Source organism: Bradyrhizobium sp. AS23.2, from assembly GCF_001908185.1.
Classification (GTDB): Bacteria; Pseudomonadota; Alphaproteobacteria; order Rhizobiales; family Xanthobacteraceae; genus Bradyrhizobium.
This window is the reverse complement of record NZ_LGHM01000035.1, coordinates 1-15,260: the sequence shown is the minus strand read 5'-3', so window position 1 is coordinate 15,260 and position 15,260 is coordinate 1. Positions and strand designations below refer to the sequence as shown.

The 15,260-nt window shown below is 65.4% G+C and carries 13 protein-coding genes, 1 tRNA gene and 2 pseudogenes; 9 read left to right on the top strand and 7 right to left on the bottom strand.

Features of this window, described 5'->3' with window-relative positions:
- Positions 1 to 47 precede the first annotated feature (47 nt).
- Together AC630_RS07770 and AC630_RS07765 are read left to right on the top strand one after the other, a co-directional pair.
- Positions 48 to 257 (top strand): DUF1674 domain-containing protein, encoded by a 210-nt coding sequence (locus AC630_RS07770; RefSeq protein WP_074117910.1) that lies wholly within the window; start codon positions 48 to 50, stop codon positions 255 to 257.
- A 132-nt stretch (positions 258 to 389) separates the two neighbouring features.
- On the top strand, positions 390 to 980 hold the full coding sequence (locus tag AC630_RS07765) for a thermonuclease family protein (protein ID WP_074117909.1): 591 nt from the start codon (positions 390 to 392) through the stop codon (positions 978 to 980).
- A gap of 54 nt (positions 981 to 1,034) precedes the next feature.
- Here the strand turns inward: AC630_RS07765 and AC630_RS07760 are convergent, their stop codons facing one another.
- Together AC630_RS07760 and acs are read right to left on the bottom strand one after the other, a co-directional pair.
- On the bottom strand, positions 1,035 to 1,550 hold the full coding sequence (locus tag AC630_RS07760; protein ID WP_074117908.1) for a L,D-transpeptidase: 516 nt from the start codon (positions 1,548 to 1,550) through the stop codon (positions 1,035 to 1,037).
- A 467-nt stretch (positions 1,551 to 2,017) separates the two neighbouring features.
- Entirely contained in the window at positions 2,018 to 3,964 is a 1,947-nt protein-coding gene (gene acs, locus AC630_RS07755) for an acetate--CoA ligase (RefSeq protein ID WP_074117985.1), read from the bottom strand.
- A 402-nt stretch (positions 3,965 to 4,366) separates the two neighbouring features.
- On the opposite strand from acs, the gene AC630_RS07750 reads away from it, so the two are divergent.
- A complete protein-coding gene (locus AC630_RS07750; protein ID WP_074117907.1) occupies positions 4,367 to 5,536 on the top strand; it encodes a DNA topoisomerase IB in 1,170 nt (389 codons plus the stop codon).
- A gap of 12 nt (positions 5,537 to 5,548) precedes the next feature.
- Here the strand turns inward: AC630_RS07750 and AC630_RS07745 are convergent, their stop codons facing one another.
- On the bottom strand, positions 5,549 to 6,004 hold the full coding sequence (locus AC630_RS07745; RefSeq protein ID WP_074117906.1) for an SRPBCC family protein: 456 nt from the start codon (positions 6,002 to 6,004) through the stop codon (positions 5,549 to 5,551).
- A 101-nt stretch (positions 6,005 to 6,105) separates the two neighbouring features.
- On the opposite strand from AC630_RS07745, the gene AC630_RS07740 reads away from it, so the two are divergent.
- Positions 6,106 to 7,185 (top strand): adenylate/guanylate cyclase domain-containing protein, encoded by a 1,080-nt coding sequence (locus tag AC630_RS07740; protein ID WP_074117905.1) that lies wholly within the window; start codon positions 6,106 to 6,108, stop codon positions 7,183 to 7,185.
- Positions 7,186 to 7,197: 12 nt separating this feature from the next.
- Here AC630_RS07740 and AC630_RS07735 read toward each other — a convergent pair.
- From AC630_RS07735 to tsaD, 3 genes and pseudogenes are all read right to left on the bottom strand, one after another.
- Positions 7,198 to 7,596: pseudogene (locus AC630_RS07735) on the bottom strand (EVE domain-containing protein); the annotation flags it as partial.
- Positions 7,597 to 7,613: 17 nt separating this feature from the next.
- Positions 7,614 to 8,595, bottom strand: a pseudogene (locus AC630_RS07730) (NAD(P)H-dependent glycerol-3-phosphate dehydrogenase).
- Between the two features lie 188 nt (positions 8,596 to 8,783).
- A complete protein-coding gene (gene tsaD, locus AC630_RS07725; protein ID WP_074117903.1) occupies positions 8,784 to 9,857 on the bottom strand; it encodes a tRNA (adenosine(37)-N6)-threonylcarbamoyltransferase complex transferase subunit TsaD in 1,074 nt (357 codons plus the stop codon).
- A gap of 150 nt (positions 9,858 to 10,007) precedes the next feature.
- Between tsaD and AC630_RS07720 the strand changes: the two genes are divergently transcribed.
- The 5 genes from AC630_RS07720 to AC630_RS07700 all read left to right on the top strand — a co-directional run bounded on the left by AC630_RS07720 (position 10,008) and on the right by AC630_RS07700 (position 14,477).
- Complete coding sequence (locus tag AC630_RS07720; RefSeq protein WP_074117902.1) at positions 10,008 to 10,754, top strand: uroporphyrinogen-III synthase; 747 nt, start codon at positions 10,008 to 10,010, stop codon at positions 10,752 to 10,754.
- Positions 10,755 to 10,819: 65 nt separating this feature from the next.
- Entirely contained in the window at positions 10,820 to 12,079 is a 1,260-nt protein-coding gene (locus AC630_RS07715; protein WP_074117901.1) for a COG4223 family protein, read from the top strand.
- 36 nt (positions 12,080 to 12,115) lie between these two features.
- On the top strand, positions 12,116 to 13,864 hold the full coding sequence (locus AC630_RS07710; RefSeq protein ID WP_074117900.1) for a heme biosynthesis protein HemY: 1,749 nt from the start codon (positions 12,116 to 12,118) through the stop codon (positions 13,862 to 13,864).
- A gap of 98 nt (positions 13,865 to 13,962) precedes the next feature.
- Positions 13,963 to 14,038 (top strand) — tRNA-Thr (locus tag AC630_RS07705).
- A gap of 163 nt (positions 14,039 to 14,201) precedes the next feature.
- Positions 14,202 to 14,477, top strand: coding sequence for a DUF5334 family protein (locus tag AC630_RS07700; RefSeq protein ID WP_074117899.1), 276 nt, complete (start codon positions 14,202 to 14,204; stop codon positions 14,475 to 14,477).
- 15 nt (positions 14,478 to 14,492) lie between these two features.
- On the opposite strand, the gene AC630_RS45275 is transcribed toward AC630_RS07700, so the two are convergent.
- Positions 14,493 to 15,260 (bottom strand): hypothetical protein (locus tag AC630_RS45275; protein ID WP_167561149.1); only part of this gene is annotated, 768 nt, incomplete at its 5' end.

The following is a 15,260-nucleotide window of genomic DNA, read 5'->3' as shown; positions in this document are numbered from 1 at the left end:
GTTATTGGACGTCGCGCGTTTTCTGATCCTGCGCTAGGAACCGCACGATGAGTGACCAGCCCTCCGTTCCCGATCGCAAGCCGCTGTCGCCGGCCGCCCAGCGTGCGCTGGCCGAAGCCGAGGCGCGCCGGCAGGCCGCTGCTGCACACGCCAAGGACGGCACCAAGGCCGCGCCGAAGGAATTGCAGGGACCGAAGGGGCCCGAGCCGACCCGCTACGGCGATTGGGAGCGCAAGGGCATCGCCTCCGACTTTTGAGGTCCGGTTCTCGAGGCGCACTCTTCTTTTCTTAAGGCGCGCTTGTCTTACGGCACTCTTCTTAAGTCTTAAGGCGCTCTTGCTCTTAAGGCGCGCTTGCCGGTTCAGCCGACTCAGCCCTAGCGTGCGTGGATGCCGCGCTTCGATCCCAGCCATCCATACCGGCCAGCATACAGTGGCTCGCCGTTCGGCCGTCGCTTCTCCGGATTGTTGCCGTGGATGTTCGTGGTCGGCGTCGTGATGACCGTCGTGCTCGCCTTCCGCCAGGGGACGAACTGGCCCATTCCGCATGCGGATGACGGACAATCGCGAGACGCCGCGATCATCCTGCAGCAGTCCGGCGGTTCCGACGTGCGTCAACCGGTCGACGTTATCAGGACCATCGACGGCGACACCTTCCTCGCTCGCGTGCACCAGCGCGACGGGCGCGATCTCGTTGCGCGGGTTCGGCTGCGCGGCATCGATGCACCCGAGATGAAAGCATCCTGCCAGGACGAACTGGACAAGGCCGAAGCCGCCAGCGATGCGCTGCGCAACCTGCTCGGCCAGGGCGGCGTCGCGATCTACAATCTTGGCCAGGACAAATACGGGCGCGTTCTCGCCGACGTCGCGACCAAACGCACCGCCAACGTCTCGGCCGCGCTGCTCGCGGGCGGCTATGCGCGCAGCTACAATGGCGGCCACCGCGACGGCTGGTGCGCAAGAGGCTGGCGCTTCTGGTAACGAAAAAGCCGCGTCTTTCGACGCGGCTTTGTTGTCTTGCCTGGATCCCGGCGATCAGCGCGTCACGACCACCGTCGTGCCGACGGAGACGCGGCTGTAGAGATCGGTGATGTCGTCGTTGAGCATGCGGATGCAGCCATAGGAGACGAAGCCGCCGACCGAGCCGGGCACGTTGGTGCCGTGGATCGCGTATTCGCCGCCGGCCAGCGTCATTGCCGCGACCCCCATCGGGTTGCGCGGCGAGCCGCCCGGGATCACGTCGGGAATGCTCGGCTTGTCGCGCTTCACCTCGGCGGGCGGCGACCAGGCGGGATTGCGATACTTGCCGTCGATGCGGGTGGTGCCGGCCCACTGCTTGCCGGACTTGCCGACGCCGACCGGATAACGCATGGCGTGGCCGTCATCGAGAATGAGATAAAGCCGCCGCTCATTGGTTTTGACCACGATGGTGCCCGGCGAATAATCGGCCAAGTGCGTCCCCACCATTTCCGGCCGCGCCTGCGCCGCCGTCGACATCAAGACCCCTGCCCCGATGGTGGCGGCCAGCGCCACAGCAATCTTCATCGACATGAATGTCCCCTTTGCCCCGAACGGGATCGTCCAAATTGACGCAAAACCCGGCAATCGCCGGCTCGCCGAGTCCTTGTTGGGGACATTCTGAACCGCGCCCGTTAACCGGATGGTTTCCACGCACAGCCACCGGGGCCAGCCAGCAGGCGGAACAAAGAAAATGTTCGAAATAAAGTAAATGACCTGAAAACAACACTCGGCGGGAAAGGTGCGGGGGCGGCGGCAAGCGCCCTGACAAGTGCGTGAGGGGTGTGAACGGCTGTTATTTTGGGGGCGTTCGCGCGAAACGCGGCCGCGTGTCCCGGACGCGGCGCGGCATGTCCCGGCGATGCGAAGCATCGTCCGGTGTGACGCGCCGCAGAGCCGGGACCCACGTCGCAGAGGGGATATTGTTGGTGCGATGGGCCCCGGCTCTGCAGCGCACCGCTGAAGAAGCGCTGCGCTGCGTCCGGGGCACGAGGTCTGGCTCAGGCCGACTTCTTGTTCTGCCGGTTCTTGACGAGGTCGTCGACGACGGCGGGATCGGCCAGGGTCGAGGTGTCGCCGAGGCTGCCCGGTTCGTCCTCGGCGATCTTGCGCAGGATGCGACGCATGATCTTGCCGGAGCGGGTCTTGGGCAGACTTGGCGCGAACTGGATCTGGTCGGGCGAGGCGATCGGGCCGATTTCCTTGCGCACCCAGGTGACGAGCTCCTTGCGCAGATCGTCGGTCGGCTCGACGCCGGACATCAGGGTCACATAGGCGTAGATGCCCTGGCCCTTGATGTCGTGCGGGAAGCCGACGACGGCCGCCTCCGACACCTTGTCATGCGCGACCAGCGCGCTCTCGACTTCGGCCGTGCCCATGCGATGGCCGGAAACGTTGATGACGTCGTCGACGCGGCCGGTGATCCAGTAATAGCCGTCGGCATCGCGCCGGCAGCCGTCGCCGGTGAAATACTTGCCCTTGTAGGTCGAGAAGTAAGTCTGCTCGAAGCGGGCGTGGTCGCCATAGACCGTACGCATCTGGCCCGGCCAGGAGCGGGTGAGACAGAGATTGCCTGATGTCTCGCCGTCCAGCACCTTGCCGTCGGCGTCGACGATTTCCGGCACCACGCCGAAGAACGGCTGTGTCGCCGAGCCCGGCTTCAGCTTTGTTGCGCCCGGCAGTGGTGTGATCAAGATGCCGCCAGTCTCGGTCTGCCACCAGGTGTCGACGATCGGGCAGCGGTCGTCACCGACGACGCGGTAATACCACTCCCAGGCTTCCGGATTGATCGGCTCGCCGACCGAGCCGAGCAGGCGGAGCGAAGCGCGCGAGGTCTTCTTCACGGGCTCGTCACCCGACTGCATCAGCGCGCGGATCGCAGTCGGCGCGGTGTAGAAGGTGTTGACCTTGTGCTTGTCGATGACGTTCCAGAATCGCGAATTGTCCGGATAATTCGGCACGCCCTCGAACATCAGCGTGGTCGCGCCGTTGGCGAGCGGCCCGTAGAGAATGTAGCTGTGGCCGGTGACCCAGCCGACGTCCGCGGTGCACCAGTAGATGTCGCCGTCGTGATAATCGAACACGTATTGATGTGTCATCGCGGCGAACACGAGATAGCCGGCGGAGGTGTGCAGCACGCCCTTGGGCTGGCCGGTCGAGCCCGAGGTGTAGAGGATGAACAGCGGATCCTCGGCGTGCATGTGCTCGGCCGGGCATTCCGTTGTCACCATCGCGGCGGCCTCGTGATACCAGAGGTCGCGGGTCGGGTTCATGTCGATCTTGCCGCCGGTGCGTTTGACCACGACGACCCAGTCGACGCCTTCGGTCTTGGCAAGCGCCACGTCGACATTGGCCTTCAGCGGCACCTTCTTGCCGCCGCGCAGGCCCTCGTCCGCGGTGATGATCACCTTGGATTGGCAGTCGTTGATGCGCTGGGCGAGGCTGTCGGGCGAGAAGCCGGCGAACACCACGGAGTGGATGGCGCCGATCCGCGCGCAGGCCAGCATCGCGTAGGCCGCTTCCGGAATCATCGGAAGGTAGATGGTGACGCGGTCGCCTTTCTTGACGTTGCGGGTGCGCAGGATGTTGGCCATCCGGCAGACCTCGTCGTGGAGCTCCTTGTAGGTGATGTGCTTCGACTGCGAGGGATCGTCGCCTTCCCAGATGATCGCCGTCTGGTTGGCGCGCTTGTGAAGATGCCGGTCGATGCAGTTATGGGCGACGTTGAGGACGCCATCCTCGAACCATTTGATCGAGATGTTGCCGGGCGCGAAGGAGACGTTCTCGATTCTCGTCGGCGCCTTCATCCAGTCGATGCGCTTGGCCTGCTCGGCCCAGAAAGCGTTCGGGTCCGAGATCGAGCGGGCGTACATGTCCTTGTACTTGGCCTGGTCGATCCAGGCGCGCTTGGCCCATTCCGCAGAGACGTCGTAGATCTTCTCGGACATGTTTTCCCTCCAGATACGGCAGCCGAGCATTGGTGAATGGCGAGCCGACTTGATCGTTCAACCGATTATGCGTCGGGCTAACCGGGCCCGACAAGGAGCACAAGCTGAACCTTCGGCGAGCGGCCGGCCATGCGCAGGATCAACGCCTGTTGGTGCGACTGTCGCAGATCTGAAACAGGCCGAGGGGCGGCTTTCGGGGGCTTTACCCCAAGCCCAGGAAGAGGCCGCGCAGAGCCCCCATGCACTTGTCGGCGGTATTTGGCAACCGTCTCTCACTGATTCGGGACTCGCAATGCCGTTCGGAACACCCTAAATGGCCAACCCGGGCCCGGAGAGACCCCTCGGAACAAAAATCAGAACAGCGGCATTGACCGATAACAGACAGGGCTAAGGCTTAAGACTATGATGGATCAGCAGAATCTCGGGACGATGCGGCCCGCTTCAGCCGATCCTGCCGCTATGGCGCTGGCCAAAGCCCTCGGACAATGGCCGAAACCAGCCACTTCCGGCCGTCCCAGCCCGAAAAAGATGTACGACACGGCGCCCACGGCGACGGTCGAGTCGCTCGCCAGGGAGCATGGCCTGCGGCTTGGCGACCAGAATGGGCTGACCATCCGCCGCATCAGGCGCGGCAAGGGCTATTCCTTCGTCCGTCCCAACGGGGCCCATATCCGCGATGCCCGCACCATCCGCCGGCTGCACGCCATGGCGGTGCCTCCGGCCTATCGCGAGGTGCGTTACTCGGCCGATCCGAGTTCGCATCTCCAGGCGGTGGGGCGAGATGCCGCGGGCCGGCTGCAATACCGCTATCACGCCGACTGGGAGAAGGTCCGCGAGCACCGCAAGGCGCATCGCCTGGAAAAGCTCGTCGGCGCGCTGCCAAAGATCCGGCGCAAGGTCTCGATGTTCCTGTCGGGCGACGAGCCGACGCGTGAATTCGCGCTCTCGGCCGTGATCGAGCTGATCGCGCGCACCGCGATCCGCCCCGGCAACGAATCCTACGCCCGTCTCAACGGCACCCGCGGCGCCACCACGATGCTGAAGTCGAACGTCACGCTCGAAGAGGATTCCTTCGTGCTGACCTTCAAGGCGAAGGGCGGCAAGGCGGTGCGGAAAGAATGTGACGCCGCCAAGCTGGTGCGCGCCATCGGCATCCTGCGCAGCGTTCCGGGCAAGCGCATGTTCCAGTATCGCGATGCCTATGGCATCGTGCGCGCGGTCAACACCACGCAGGTGAACGCGTTCTTGCGCGAGATCGCCGGCATCAAGATTTCGCTGAAGGATTTCCGCACGCTGATGGCCTCTGCCGTGGTCGTGGAATCGCTGTCGCGGATCACGCCGGCGACCAGTCAGCGCGGCCGCAAGAAGCAGGTGCTGGACGCGATCCGCGCGGCCGCCGACAAGCTCTCCAACACGCCGGCGATCTGCCGCAAGAGCTACGTCCACGACACCATCGTCACCGCCTTCGAGGACGGCATCCTTGAACGCTTCGCCGCGACCATGAAGGGCCAGCGTTCGCAGGCGAGACGCGAGCAGCTTTTGCAGCAGGTGGTCGCGACCGCGGCGGTTTGACCCGCCGCATCGCTACATTTCGTGTGAAATACCCTTGTCGGGGCCGGGATCGCCGCCGGCCGCTGCGGTCGTGAGCCGTCCCAGATAGTGCGCCCACCCTTTCGCATGCGCGGCAGCCTGTTCCTCGGTCGGCAGGCCACTGTGCGTCAAGCGCAGCAGCGTGCCGCCGTCGCGCTCGATCAGGTCGATCTCGATCAGGCTCGAGCCGGGTGGCACTTCCTGACCGCCTTCCCAGCCGAACGTATAGGCCAGGCGGTGCACCGGCACGACCTCTCGGAACGCGCCGCGACCGACGCCGCCGCGCGGGCCGATACCCTTGAGCAGGTAGACCCCGCCGGGATGCGGCTCCGTGGTCGCATCCGAGCCCATCCAGCTCAGGATCTTCTCGGGGTCGGTCAAATAGGCGAAGACGGTGGCGCGCGGAGCCGCAATCTGGGTCTCGCGTCGCACTACGAACGGTTCGGTCATCGGCGATCCTCCCTCGGCTGCCGCTGGGACATGGCGGCGCCGCAGCGCCCCGTCAAGGATTGCCCGTGACAAAGACGGCCAGTCTTCGCCATCATCGGGCCATGCAACTCTCCCCGACCCTCGCCTGGCTCGTCGATGCCGCCTCGGATAGTCGCGGAGCCGACCGCCTGCTTACGGAACTCGGCGCGCATCTGGTCGCCGACGGCGTGCCGCTTGCGGGCGGCGCCTTGACGCTGGAGGTGCCGCATCCGCTGATCGCAAAGCGGACCTGGCTCTGGCGCGCCGAGAGCGGCACGGTGATCGAAGCGCTCGGTTTCGCACCGAGCGGCCTTGCGCCCGATCCGCCGAACGATGCCGGTCGCCGCTGGCTGCGCGACATCGCGGGCGGCGAAGTCCACGAAGACATTGTCGGACGGCAAGGTGGGCCGTTGCTCGGCTGGATCGGGCCGCGTCCGTTCACTGCAGATGAGATTGAGCAATTGCGTCAGGCCGCGCGTTTCGCCGCGACGCCCCTCGCCGTGCTCGCTGCGCGCGCCACCTTGCGCGCGACGCTGGATGCCTATCTTGGCAAGCGTAGCGCGGAGCGGGTGCTGGCGGCGCCCTTGCGACGTGATCTCGGCGAGACCATTCAGGCCGCGCTGCTTTATGCGGACCTGCGCAATTTCACGTCCTTGTCTGAATCGAATGCGCCCGCCGATGTCATCGCGGCGCTCGACGCCTGGTTCGATCGCATCGCCGGCGCCGTTCATGCCTTTGGCGGCGAGGTGCTGAAATTCATCGGCGACGGCGTACTGGCGATCTTTCCGGTGATCGAGGCGTCACCGCGCAGTGCGTGCGATGCCGCTCTGCGTGCGGCAGGCGCGGCCAGGGCCGGCATGGCCCATCTCAACGGCGAGCGCCGGGCCCAAGGCCTGCCGCCACTCGCGTTCGGTGCGGCCCTTCACCTCGGCGAGATACTCTGGGGCAATATCGGCGCCGCCAACCGTCTCGACTTCACGGCGATCGGTCCCGCCGTCAATCTCGCCAGCCGCCTCGAAGGTCTGTGCAAGCAGCTCGGCAAGACCGTGCTGGTGTCGGGCGCGCTCGCTGCTGAGACGGATACCCCTCTGATCGCGCTCGGCGCGCATGCACTCCGTGGCATCGCTGCGCCATGCGAGGTGTTCGCGCTGCCGGAGACGTAGGTTCGAATAAGCTCAAACCCCGCCCATCTTGCAGACGAGCTTCCACTCCTCGGCTGTCACCGGCTGCACCGACAGGCGCGAATATTTCACCAGCGCCATGTCGGCGAGCTTTTTCTCCGCCTTGATCGCGGCCATCGTCACCGGCGTCTTCAAAGGCTTGTCGGCCTTGATATCGACGCAGACGAATTTTTCGGTCTTGTCGGTCGGGTCGGGATAGGCTTCCTTGACGATCTCGGCGATGCCGACGATCTCCTTGCCCTCGTTGGAATGATAGAAGAATGCCTTGTCGCCCTTCTTCATGTTCACGAGATTCTGGCGCGCAGTGTAATTGCGCACGCCGGTCCAGGCCTCGCCCTTGGCGCCCTTTTCCACTTGCTGGTCCCAGGACCACACCGACGGTTCGGATTTCACCAGCCAGTACGCCATGTTCATTCCTCTGCCTTGAAGGGGCGCGTCAAAAGTCCTGAAATCGCGGCGTCGATCGTGCTCCGGCCGCTCAGGATCGAAGCGACCGCTTCTGATACCGGCATCTCGACGTTTTGCGAAGCTGCGAGCTCGATCAGCACGGGGGGCGGTGAACTCGCCCTCGGCGAGCTTGCCGGCTGGCGGCTGCTCGCCACGCCCGAGCGCGAGCCCGAGCGCGAAATTGCGCGATTGCGGGCTTGAGCACGTCAGGATCAGATCGCCGAGACCGGACAGGCCCGTGAGCGTCTCGCTGCGCGCGCCGAGTGCGCGGCCGAGGCGCGTCAGCTCGGCAAAGGCGCGGGTCGTGAGCGCAGCCTGGGCGGACGCGCCGAGCTTGCGCCCGACCGCGATGCCGACCGCGATCGCGAGCACGTTCTTGGCCGCGCCGCCGATCTCGACGCCGCGAATGTCTGTGGAGTGATAGGGGCGGAATGTCGGCGAACCCAGCGCCTGCACCAGGCTGCTGGCCAGTGCCTCGTCCTTCGCCGCCAGCGTCACGGCCGTCGGCAAGCCGCCTGCGACATCGTCGGCAAAACTCGGACCCGACAGGATCGCCGGCTGCGCGTGAGGGGCGGCCTCGGCGATCACTTCCGTCATGAATTTGTGGGTGCCGTGCTCGATGCCCTTGGCGCAGGCGACGATCGGCACCGGCTTCGCCAGATGCAAGGCCAGCATGTTGACGGCGCCGCGCAGATGCTGTGCCGGAGTCGCGATCAGCAGCATGTCGGCGTGTGCGGCCATGGCGAGATCGTTCGCCACGATGATCTCCGGCGCAAGCCGTACGCCGGGCAGCCGCGGATTGTCGCGTGTCGATGCGATTCGGGTCGCATGTTCGGCATTGCGCGCCCAGAGCGTCACGCTCCGCCCTGCCCTCGCCGCCACCGTCGCCAGTGCCGTCCCCCAGGCGCCTGCACCGATCACCGCGACGGATTGGAACGCGGTCATCGCTCGATTCCTCCACTCCCTCTCCCCGCCTGCGGGGAGAGGGTCGGGGTGAGGGGGAGTCTCCGCAAGGACGGTGACAGAAAGAATCGCGGAGAGTCCCCCTCACCCGGATTGCATCTCCGATGCAATCCGACCTCTCCCCGCAAGCGGGGCGAGGTGAAGCGGAGCTCGTAGCGACACCACAGCATTCAGAATCCCGCTCGCGTGTTGCCGTAGCCTGCCGGCGCCGTCGCATTGGCATCCAGCAGCCAGCGTGCACGGGGTTGCGCTTCCATTGTATCGGTCAGGCCGAGCGCGAGGCGTTCGGCGCCGGCCCATGCGATCATCGCGCCGTTATCGGTGCAGAGCGCAGGCGGCGGCATGATCAGTTGCGTCTTGGTCTGTCGCGCGACGTCATGCAGGGCGCCGCGGATCGCCTGATTGGCGGCGACGCCGCCGGCGGCCACGAGCGCGCGTGGCGCGCCGAATTGTTCGTTGAAAAGCTTGAGACCAACACTCAGCCGGTCGGCCGTCGAATCCAGCACGGCGGCCTGGAAGCTCGCGCAGAGGTCGCTGATGTCCTGCGGTGTGATCTCCGTGAGTCGGCTGGCTTCGTTGCGCACCGCCGTCTTCAATCCCGACAGCGAGAAATTGGCATCGGGGCGTCCCTGCATCGGCCGCGGAAACGCGAACCGCGTGGCATCGCCATTTGCCGCCGCGCGCTCGACCTGCGGTCCGCCGGGATAGGGCAGGCCCAGCATCTTCGCGACCTTGTCGAAGGCTTCGCCGATCGCATCGTCGACAGTGGTGCCGAGCCGCACATAGTGGCCGACGCCGGTGACCGCGACGATCTGGGTATGGCCGCCCGAGGCGAGGAACAGGCAGTAGGGGAATTCGATTCCATCGGTGAGGCGCGGCGTCAGCGCATGCGCCTCGAGATGGTTCACAGCGACCAGCGGCGTGTCATGCACCATGGCGATCGCTTTCGCGGTGGTGAGCCCGACGATGACACCGCCGATCAGGCCCGGTCCCGCGGCCGCCGCGACACCGTCGAGCTGGGCGAAGCCGATACCGGCCTCGCGCATGGCGCGGTCGATGATGCCGTCGAGCAGATCGACATGCGCGCGGGCTGCAATCTCCGGCACGACGCCGCCGAAACGGGCGTGCTCCTCGACCTGCGATCGCACGATATTGGACAGGATCTTGCCGCTGCCGTCAGGCGCGCGTTCGATCACGGCCGCGGCGGTCTCGTCGCAGGTGGTTTCGATGCCCAGTACCAGCATTGGCGAATTGTTATCCAATTTGCGCCCTTGCGCTCATCCGTAAAGCAGAGTTCTGGTACGTCCGGTAGCATTCCGGGGTCGGCCTGCGCAATCGTCACGCGCGGCCATCCTCGCGAATGCGTCACCGCCACGTCCCCGGGAACACAAGCGATGTCCATTCTTGTCACACGGCCGCATCCCGACAACGAGGCGACGGCGGAAAATCTCCACGCGCGGGGTCATGTGGTGCTGCTCGCGCCGGTGCTCAAGTTCGAGCCAGTCGCTTTCCACGACGAGAGCGAGGCGGGCTATGGCGCCGTCATCGTCACGTCGGCCAACGCGATCCGCGCCGTCGCACCGCAATTGCGGGACCTTGGCCTCTTGCAGCTTCCGCTGTTCGCGGTCGGCGAACACACCGCCGCCGTGGCACGGGACGCCGGCTTCGCCGAGGTGATCGTCGCCGGCGGCGATGCCGTGGCCTTGCGCGACAAGGTGATGCAGAGCGCGCGCGACAAGGTGCTGAAGAAGAAAAGCACACTGCTTTATCTTGCAGGCGCGGATCTTTCGCGCGATCTCGGTGGCGAACTCGGCGCCGAAGGATTCAACGTGGTCACGCAGACCACCTATCGCATGGCGCCGGTCAAGATATTGCCGCGCGAGGTCTGCGAGGGCTTTGCCGAACATGGGATCGAGGCCGTGCTGCATTACTCACGGCGCAGCGCGCGGGCCTTCCTGGATGCCGCACGGGACGAAGGCGTCGAAATCTCGGCGCTGGCGATCCCGCAATGCTGCTTGTCCGAGACGGTCGCGGGCGTGCTGCGCGACGCCGGCGCGTCGCAGGTTCTGGTGGCGGCGACTCCGGACGAAAATGCCCTGTTCGACACCTTGGAGCGTGCTTTGCGCACCCGTTTGGCGTAAGAGGGCGAGCCGAATCCGACGCAATCGGGTCCGCCCCGGGTACGCAAGTGTGAGGAACCGTCACGATGGCCGACGACAAGCCTGAAGACGCAGGATTGGCCCCCGAGTCCGGCCGTGCCAAGCGCACTCCGCCCACCATCGACCTCGAGGCGGCAGAAATCTCGACCCAGCCGCAGGAGGTGGCGGGCGAGCCGGAGGCTCAGCTGACGAGCGAGCAGGCCGCGGATGAGCAGGCCAACTCCGCAGAGACCAAGTTCGAAGAAACCAAGGCCGAGCCTCACTCCGAGCCCGCCGAGGAGCAGCCTTCCGTGGCGTCCACGCCTGCGTCGCCGCCGATTTCGTCGCCGATTTCGCCTTGGGTCATTGCGCCCTTCTCGGGCGCGGTAGCCGCGGCACTCGTGATTGCGGTCGGCTGGATGCTGGGCTGGCCCGCGGTGCAGGCGCCCCCTGCCGCGCCGCAAGTGACAAGCGCGACGGTCGACGCGCTGAGTGGTCGCGTTGCTGCGGTCGAAGCCAAGGCTGGCAAGCCGGTCGCAGATCCGGCCATGGCGACGCGGATCGACGCGCTGGAAAAATCCGTTGGCGCACTGCGCAGCGACATCGCCAATCTGCGCGCGCAGTCCGACAAGACTGCGAGCGCGTTGAACGACGTGAAATCTGCGCCGCGCGCTGCGGCGCCTGATCTTGCCGCCCTCAACGACCGTATCGCGCAGCTCGAGCGCGCCAGCAAGACCGAGCGTGCCGAGATCGCGCAGCAGGGCGAAAAGATCGCCAGTGCCAAGACGATGGACGACCAGCCGCTGCGCCATGTGGTGGCGGCGGCCCTGCTCGACGTCGCTGTCCGCCATGGCGACCCGTACGAATCGCAATTGGTCGCGGCGCGGTCGCTTGCCGCCGAGCCCGACGCGCTGAAGCCGCTCGACACATTCGCATCGTCAGGCATCCCGACACCGGTCGCGCTGAGCCGCGAGCTCCTCAACATCGTACCCAAACTCTCTCCGCCGGCCGAAGCCCCACCCGGCGGCGCCGGCATCGTCGAGCGTCTGCAGGCCGGGGCGTCGAAGCTTGTCCGCATCGAGCGCACCGACGGCGTTGGCAATGATCGCGGCGCCATCGTCGCGCGGGTCACCGCCGCGGCGCTCCGCAACGATTTCGTGGAGGCCCGGCGCGAGCTGAAGACGCTGCCCGAGGCCGATCGTGCACCGGCGCAGGCCTGGCTCGACAAGGCCGCTGCTCGCGACGCCGCGCTCGCGGCCTCCCGCAAATTCGCCGACGATGCCATGGCGGATCTCGCCAAGTCTGATCCAATCAAGCCTGCTCAATAAGGTTCGCGCAATAACTAGCGCGTAATAGGGATCGCCATGCTTCGCATCGTCCTGTTCCTCGTCCTGATTGCGCTGGCGGCGGCCGGCGCGGCCTGGGTTGCCGACCAGTCCGGCGATTTCGTCCTGACCTGGGGCGGTCTCCGCGCCTCAACGACGTTTCCCAGGTTCGTGCTTTTGCTCGGCCTTTTTGCCGCGGCCGTCGTGCTCGTCTGGAGCATCCTGACGACGATCTGGCGCACGCCGGGGCGTTTGCGCCGCCGCCGTCACGAAAAGCGCCACGCCCGCGGCCGCCACGCCATCACCCACGGCCTGCTCGCAATCGGTCATGGCGACACCGCGCTCGCCCGCCGGCACGCGGAAGCGGCGCGGCGGCATGCGCCGGATGATCCGCTCGCGCTTCTGCTGCACGCGCAATCCGCCCAGCTTGAAGGCAATCGCGATGAGGCGCAGCGCGCCTTCCGCGCCATGGCCGAGCGCGAGGACACGCGCCTGCTCGGCCTGCGCGGCCTGTTCATCGAGGCGCAGCGCGCCGACGATGCGGTCGGCGCGGTGATGATCGCGGAGGAAGCGATCAAGCTGTCGCCATCCTCGACCTGGGCCTCGCATGCAGTGCTCGGATTCCGCTGCGCCCGCGGCGACTGGAGCGGCGCGCTCGCGATCCTCGATTCGAATCTGTCCGCGGGCTTGATCGACAAACAGGCCTATCGCCGCCAGCGCGGCGTGCTGCTGACGGCGCGCGCGCTGGAATTGGAAACGACCGACCGCGGTGTCGCGCGCGAGAGCGTGATGGAGGCGGTCAAGCTGGCGCCGACCCTGGTACCTGCCGCGGTGCTTGCGGCAAAATTCGAGAGCGAGGCGCATCAGGTGCGCCGCGCCATGAAGCTGGTCGAGGCCGCCTGGCTCGCCAATCCGCACCCTGATCTCGCTGAGGCCTACGCGCATGTGAAGCTCGGTGATTCCGCCCGGCAGCGCTTGCAGCGCGTCGAGGCGCTCGCAGCCAAGACGTCTGCCGCCAAGGCTGGCCACATCGAGGGCCAACTCGCGATCGCGCGCGCCGCGATCGATGCTTCCGAATTCGCGCGCGCGCGCGAGGTGCTGGCGCCTTACGTCAGCGATCCGACCCAGCGCGTGGCGCTGCTCATGGCCGAGGTCGAGCGCACCGAGCATGGCGACAGCGGCCGCGCCCGCGCCTGGACGCTGCGCGCGGTGCGTGCCCGCCATGATCCGGCCTGGACCGCGGACGGCTATGTCAGCGACCGCTGGCGCCCGATCTCCCCGGTCACCGGCCGCCTCGACGCCTTCCAGTGGCAGACGCCGGTTGCGAGCCTGCCTTCCGACAAGGGGCCCATGATCGAATCCTCGGCCTTCGAGGAAGCCATGCTGGCGGCCCCGCCGCCGAAGCGGGTGACCGCACCTTCGAGCGAAAGCCCGGTGGAACCGCCCGTGACTGCACCGGATCCGGTGCCGGCCGCACAGGACAATTCGCCCCCTGAGGTCAAAGAAGCCGTCAAGGAAGAGCTGATCGTCACGTCCGCTGAGCCGGCCAAACCGACCCCGGTGCCAGCCGAATCAGCGCCGGCGGCAGCAACGCCGGTGTTCCGGACCCGCGCCGACCTCGGCCAGCCTGCACCGGCGCCGATCCAGGCCATCATCCCGATCGTCCGCGCCCCTGATGATCCCGGGATCGATGACGAGGGTCCGAGCGATGAATTTACGGAACAAATCGGCACGCCGAAGGCCCAGGCTGGCGGCTGGCGCGGATTCTGGTCCCGCTGGGGCGCGTAAGGCGCATTTCGCGCCCCGCTTGTCCTTGCCAATTCGGGCCATGCCCGATATCAGGAGCGCGCGTATCGGGGCCGGCCTCGCCGGGTCCGGCAGGGTTCGCCGCAATAGCTCAGTCGGTAGAGCACGTCATTCGTAATGACGGGGTCGGGGGTTCGAATCCCTCTTGCGGCACCATTTATCTCTTTGTTTCAGTTGTGTTTTCTATGCGCGCCGTTTTTCTAATCCTGTCTGTCCTCAGGCTAGGAACCACCGCGTAACCACCAGGCAAACGTTCGCTATCCTTTCATCTACGGTCCAAGAGCCGATTCCCCCCGGGTAAGCAGGAGATGTCTTCGTGATGCGCCGAAGCTTATTGCTCGCGGTTCTGACCGCCTCGGTCGCCGGGTCGCAAGCATTCGCGTGGGACGGTGCCAACACGACCACCGGCTCGAGCGTTGAGATTGAGCGAGGCCAACTTGTTCGATCCGGCCGAACCATAGAAGTGTACGACAGCGACCAGGGTTACAAAGAATATGACGTAGACAGCATTCGGCGCACTGGCCGAACGGTTGAAATTGAGGCGACGGACACCTCGACAGGGGAGAGCACCACGCTCGAGATGGACGATGAATGACCTCTGGGCGTTCGCTTAGGTGGGAGCGAACAGCCGGAAGATCCCGGCGACAATTTGGAGCAAGCTGAGGACTGCAGGCTTAAATATCCAAACTGTTCCACCGACTACGAGCATTCCACTCAGGAAAAGCAGCGCGATAGCGCTCTTCTTACGCACGTAAGTTGCCTCGAGCAGGGCGCGCCCCAAACGGCGGTTGTCCATGGCCATGTTGAATGCAGTGGTGAACCAGGTGACCCCGACAACTAGTGCCGATGCTCCTATGAAGTTGAAGAAATTTTCTGCAGCAAAGGTGCTCATCTGAAAGAGATGAGGAAAATTTGCTCTCTCCTCATTTGAGATCCGCGGCTGAATTAAAATAGCAATGGTGGCCACTACGATGGCAACGAATGCTAGGACAACGGTTCTCGATGCTGCCGCTTTGGTGATCGACGCATTCTGGCGATTCGCAATGATCTGCTCTGCCACCGTGATTTCGTCGGCCTTTGCCTGAAGGCTCAATAACAGCGCCTCGTCGTTGAAGTCAGGGAAGCCTTGATAGCGCTCTTTGAGCTTTGACTTACAACAATCAGCAAAGCTCTTGCAGTAGGATAGTATGCCCATCGCTCTAAGAGAGGACCTCGCATCTGGATCTCTCTTGAATCGTATGACTGCATAGTGCAACGAATATATGATGTTCTTTCGCCACTGAATGTCGTCGTCCCTGCGATCCTGCAGGATCAGGATCGTATCCGAAGATGGCTCATGATGTTGGTGGGCATGCGCTGCGTCACGAAGAAAAAAAAW

Coding starts and splice junctions, on each gene's coding strand:
- AC630_RS07770 (WP_074117910.1), top strand. CDS start 48: ATGAGTGACCAGCCCTCCGTTCCCGATCGCAAGCCGCTGTCGCCGGCC.
- AC630_RS07765 (WP_074117909.1), top strand. CDS start 390: ATGCCGCGCTTCGATCCCAGCCATCCATACCGGCCAGCATACAGTGGC.
- AC630_RS07760 (WP_074117908.1), bottom strand. CDS start 1,550: ATGTCGATGAAGATTGCTGTGGCGCTGGCCGCCACCATCGGGGCAGGG.
- acs (WP_074117985.1), bottom strand. CDS start 3,964: ATGTCCGAGAAGATCTACGACGTCTCTGCGGAATGGGCCAAGCGCGCC.
- AC630_RS07750 (WP_074117907.1), top strand. CDS start 4,367: ATGATGGATCAGCAGAATCTCGGGACGATGCGGCCCGCTTCAGCCGAT.
- AC630_RS07745 (WP_074117906.1), bottom strand. CDS start 6,004: ATGACCGAACCGTTCGTAGTGCGACGCGAGACCCAGATTGCGGCTCCG.
- AC630_RS07740 (WP_074117905.1), top strand. CDS start 6,106: ATGCAACTCTCCCCGACCCTCGCCTGGCTCGTCGATGCCGCCTCGGAT.
- tsaD (WP_074117903.1), bottom strand. CDS start 9,857: ATGCTGGTACTGGGCATCGAAACCACCTGCGACGAGACCGCCGCGGCC.
- AC630_RS07720 (WP_074117902.1), top strand. CDS start 10,008: ATGTCCATTCTTGTCACACGGCCGCATCCCGACAACGAGGCGACGGCG.
- AC630_RS07715 (WP_074117901.1), top strand. CDS start 10,820: ATGGCCGACGACAAGCCTGAAGACGCAGGATTGGCCCCCGAGTCCGGC.
- AC630_RS07710 (WP_074117900.1), top strand. CDS start 12,116: ATGCTTCGCATCGTCCTGTTCCTCGTCCTGATTGCGCTGGCGGCGGCC.
- AC630_RS07700 (WP_074117899.1), top strand. CDS start 14,202: ATGCGCCGAAGCTTATTGCTCGCGGTTCTGACCGCCTCGGTCGCCGGG.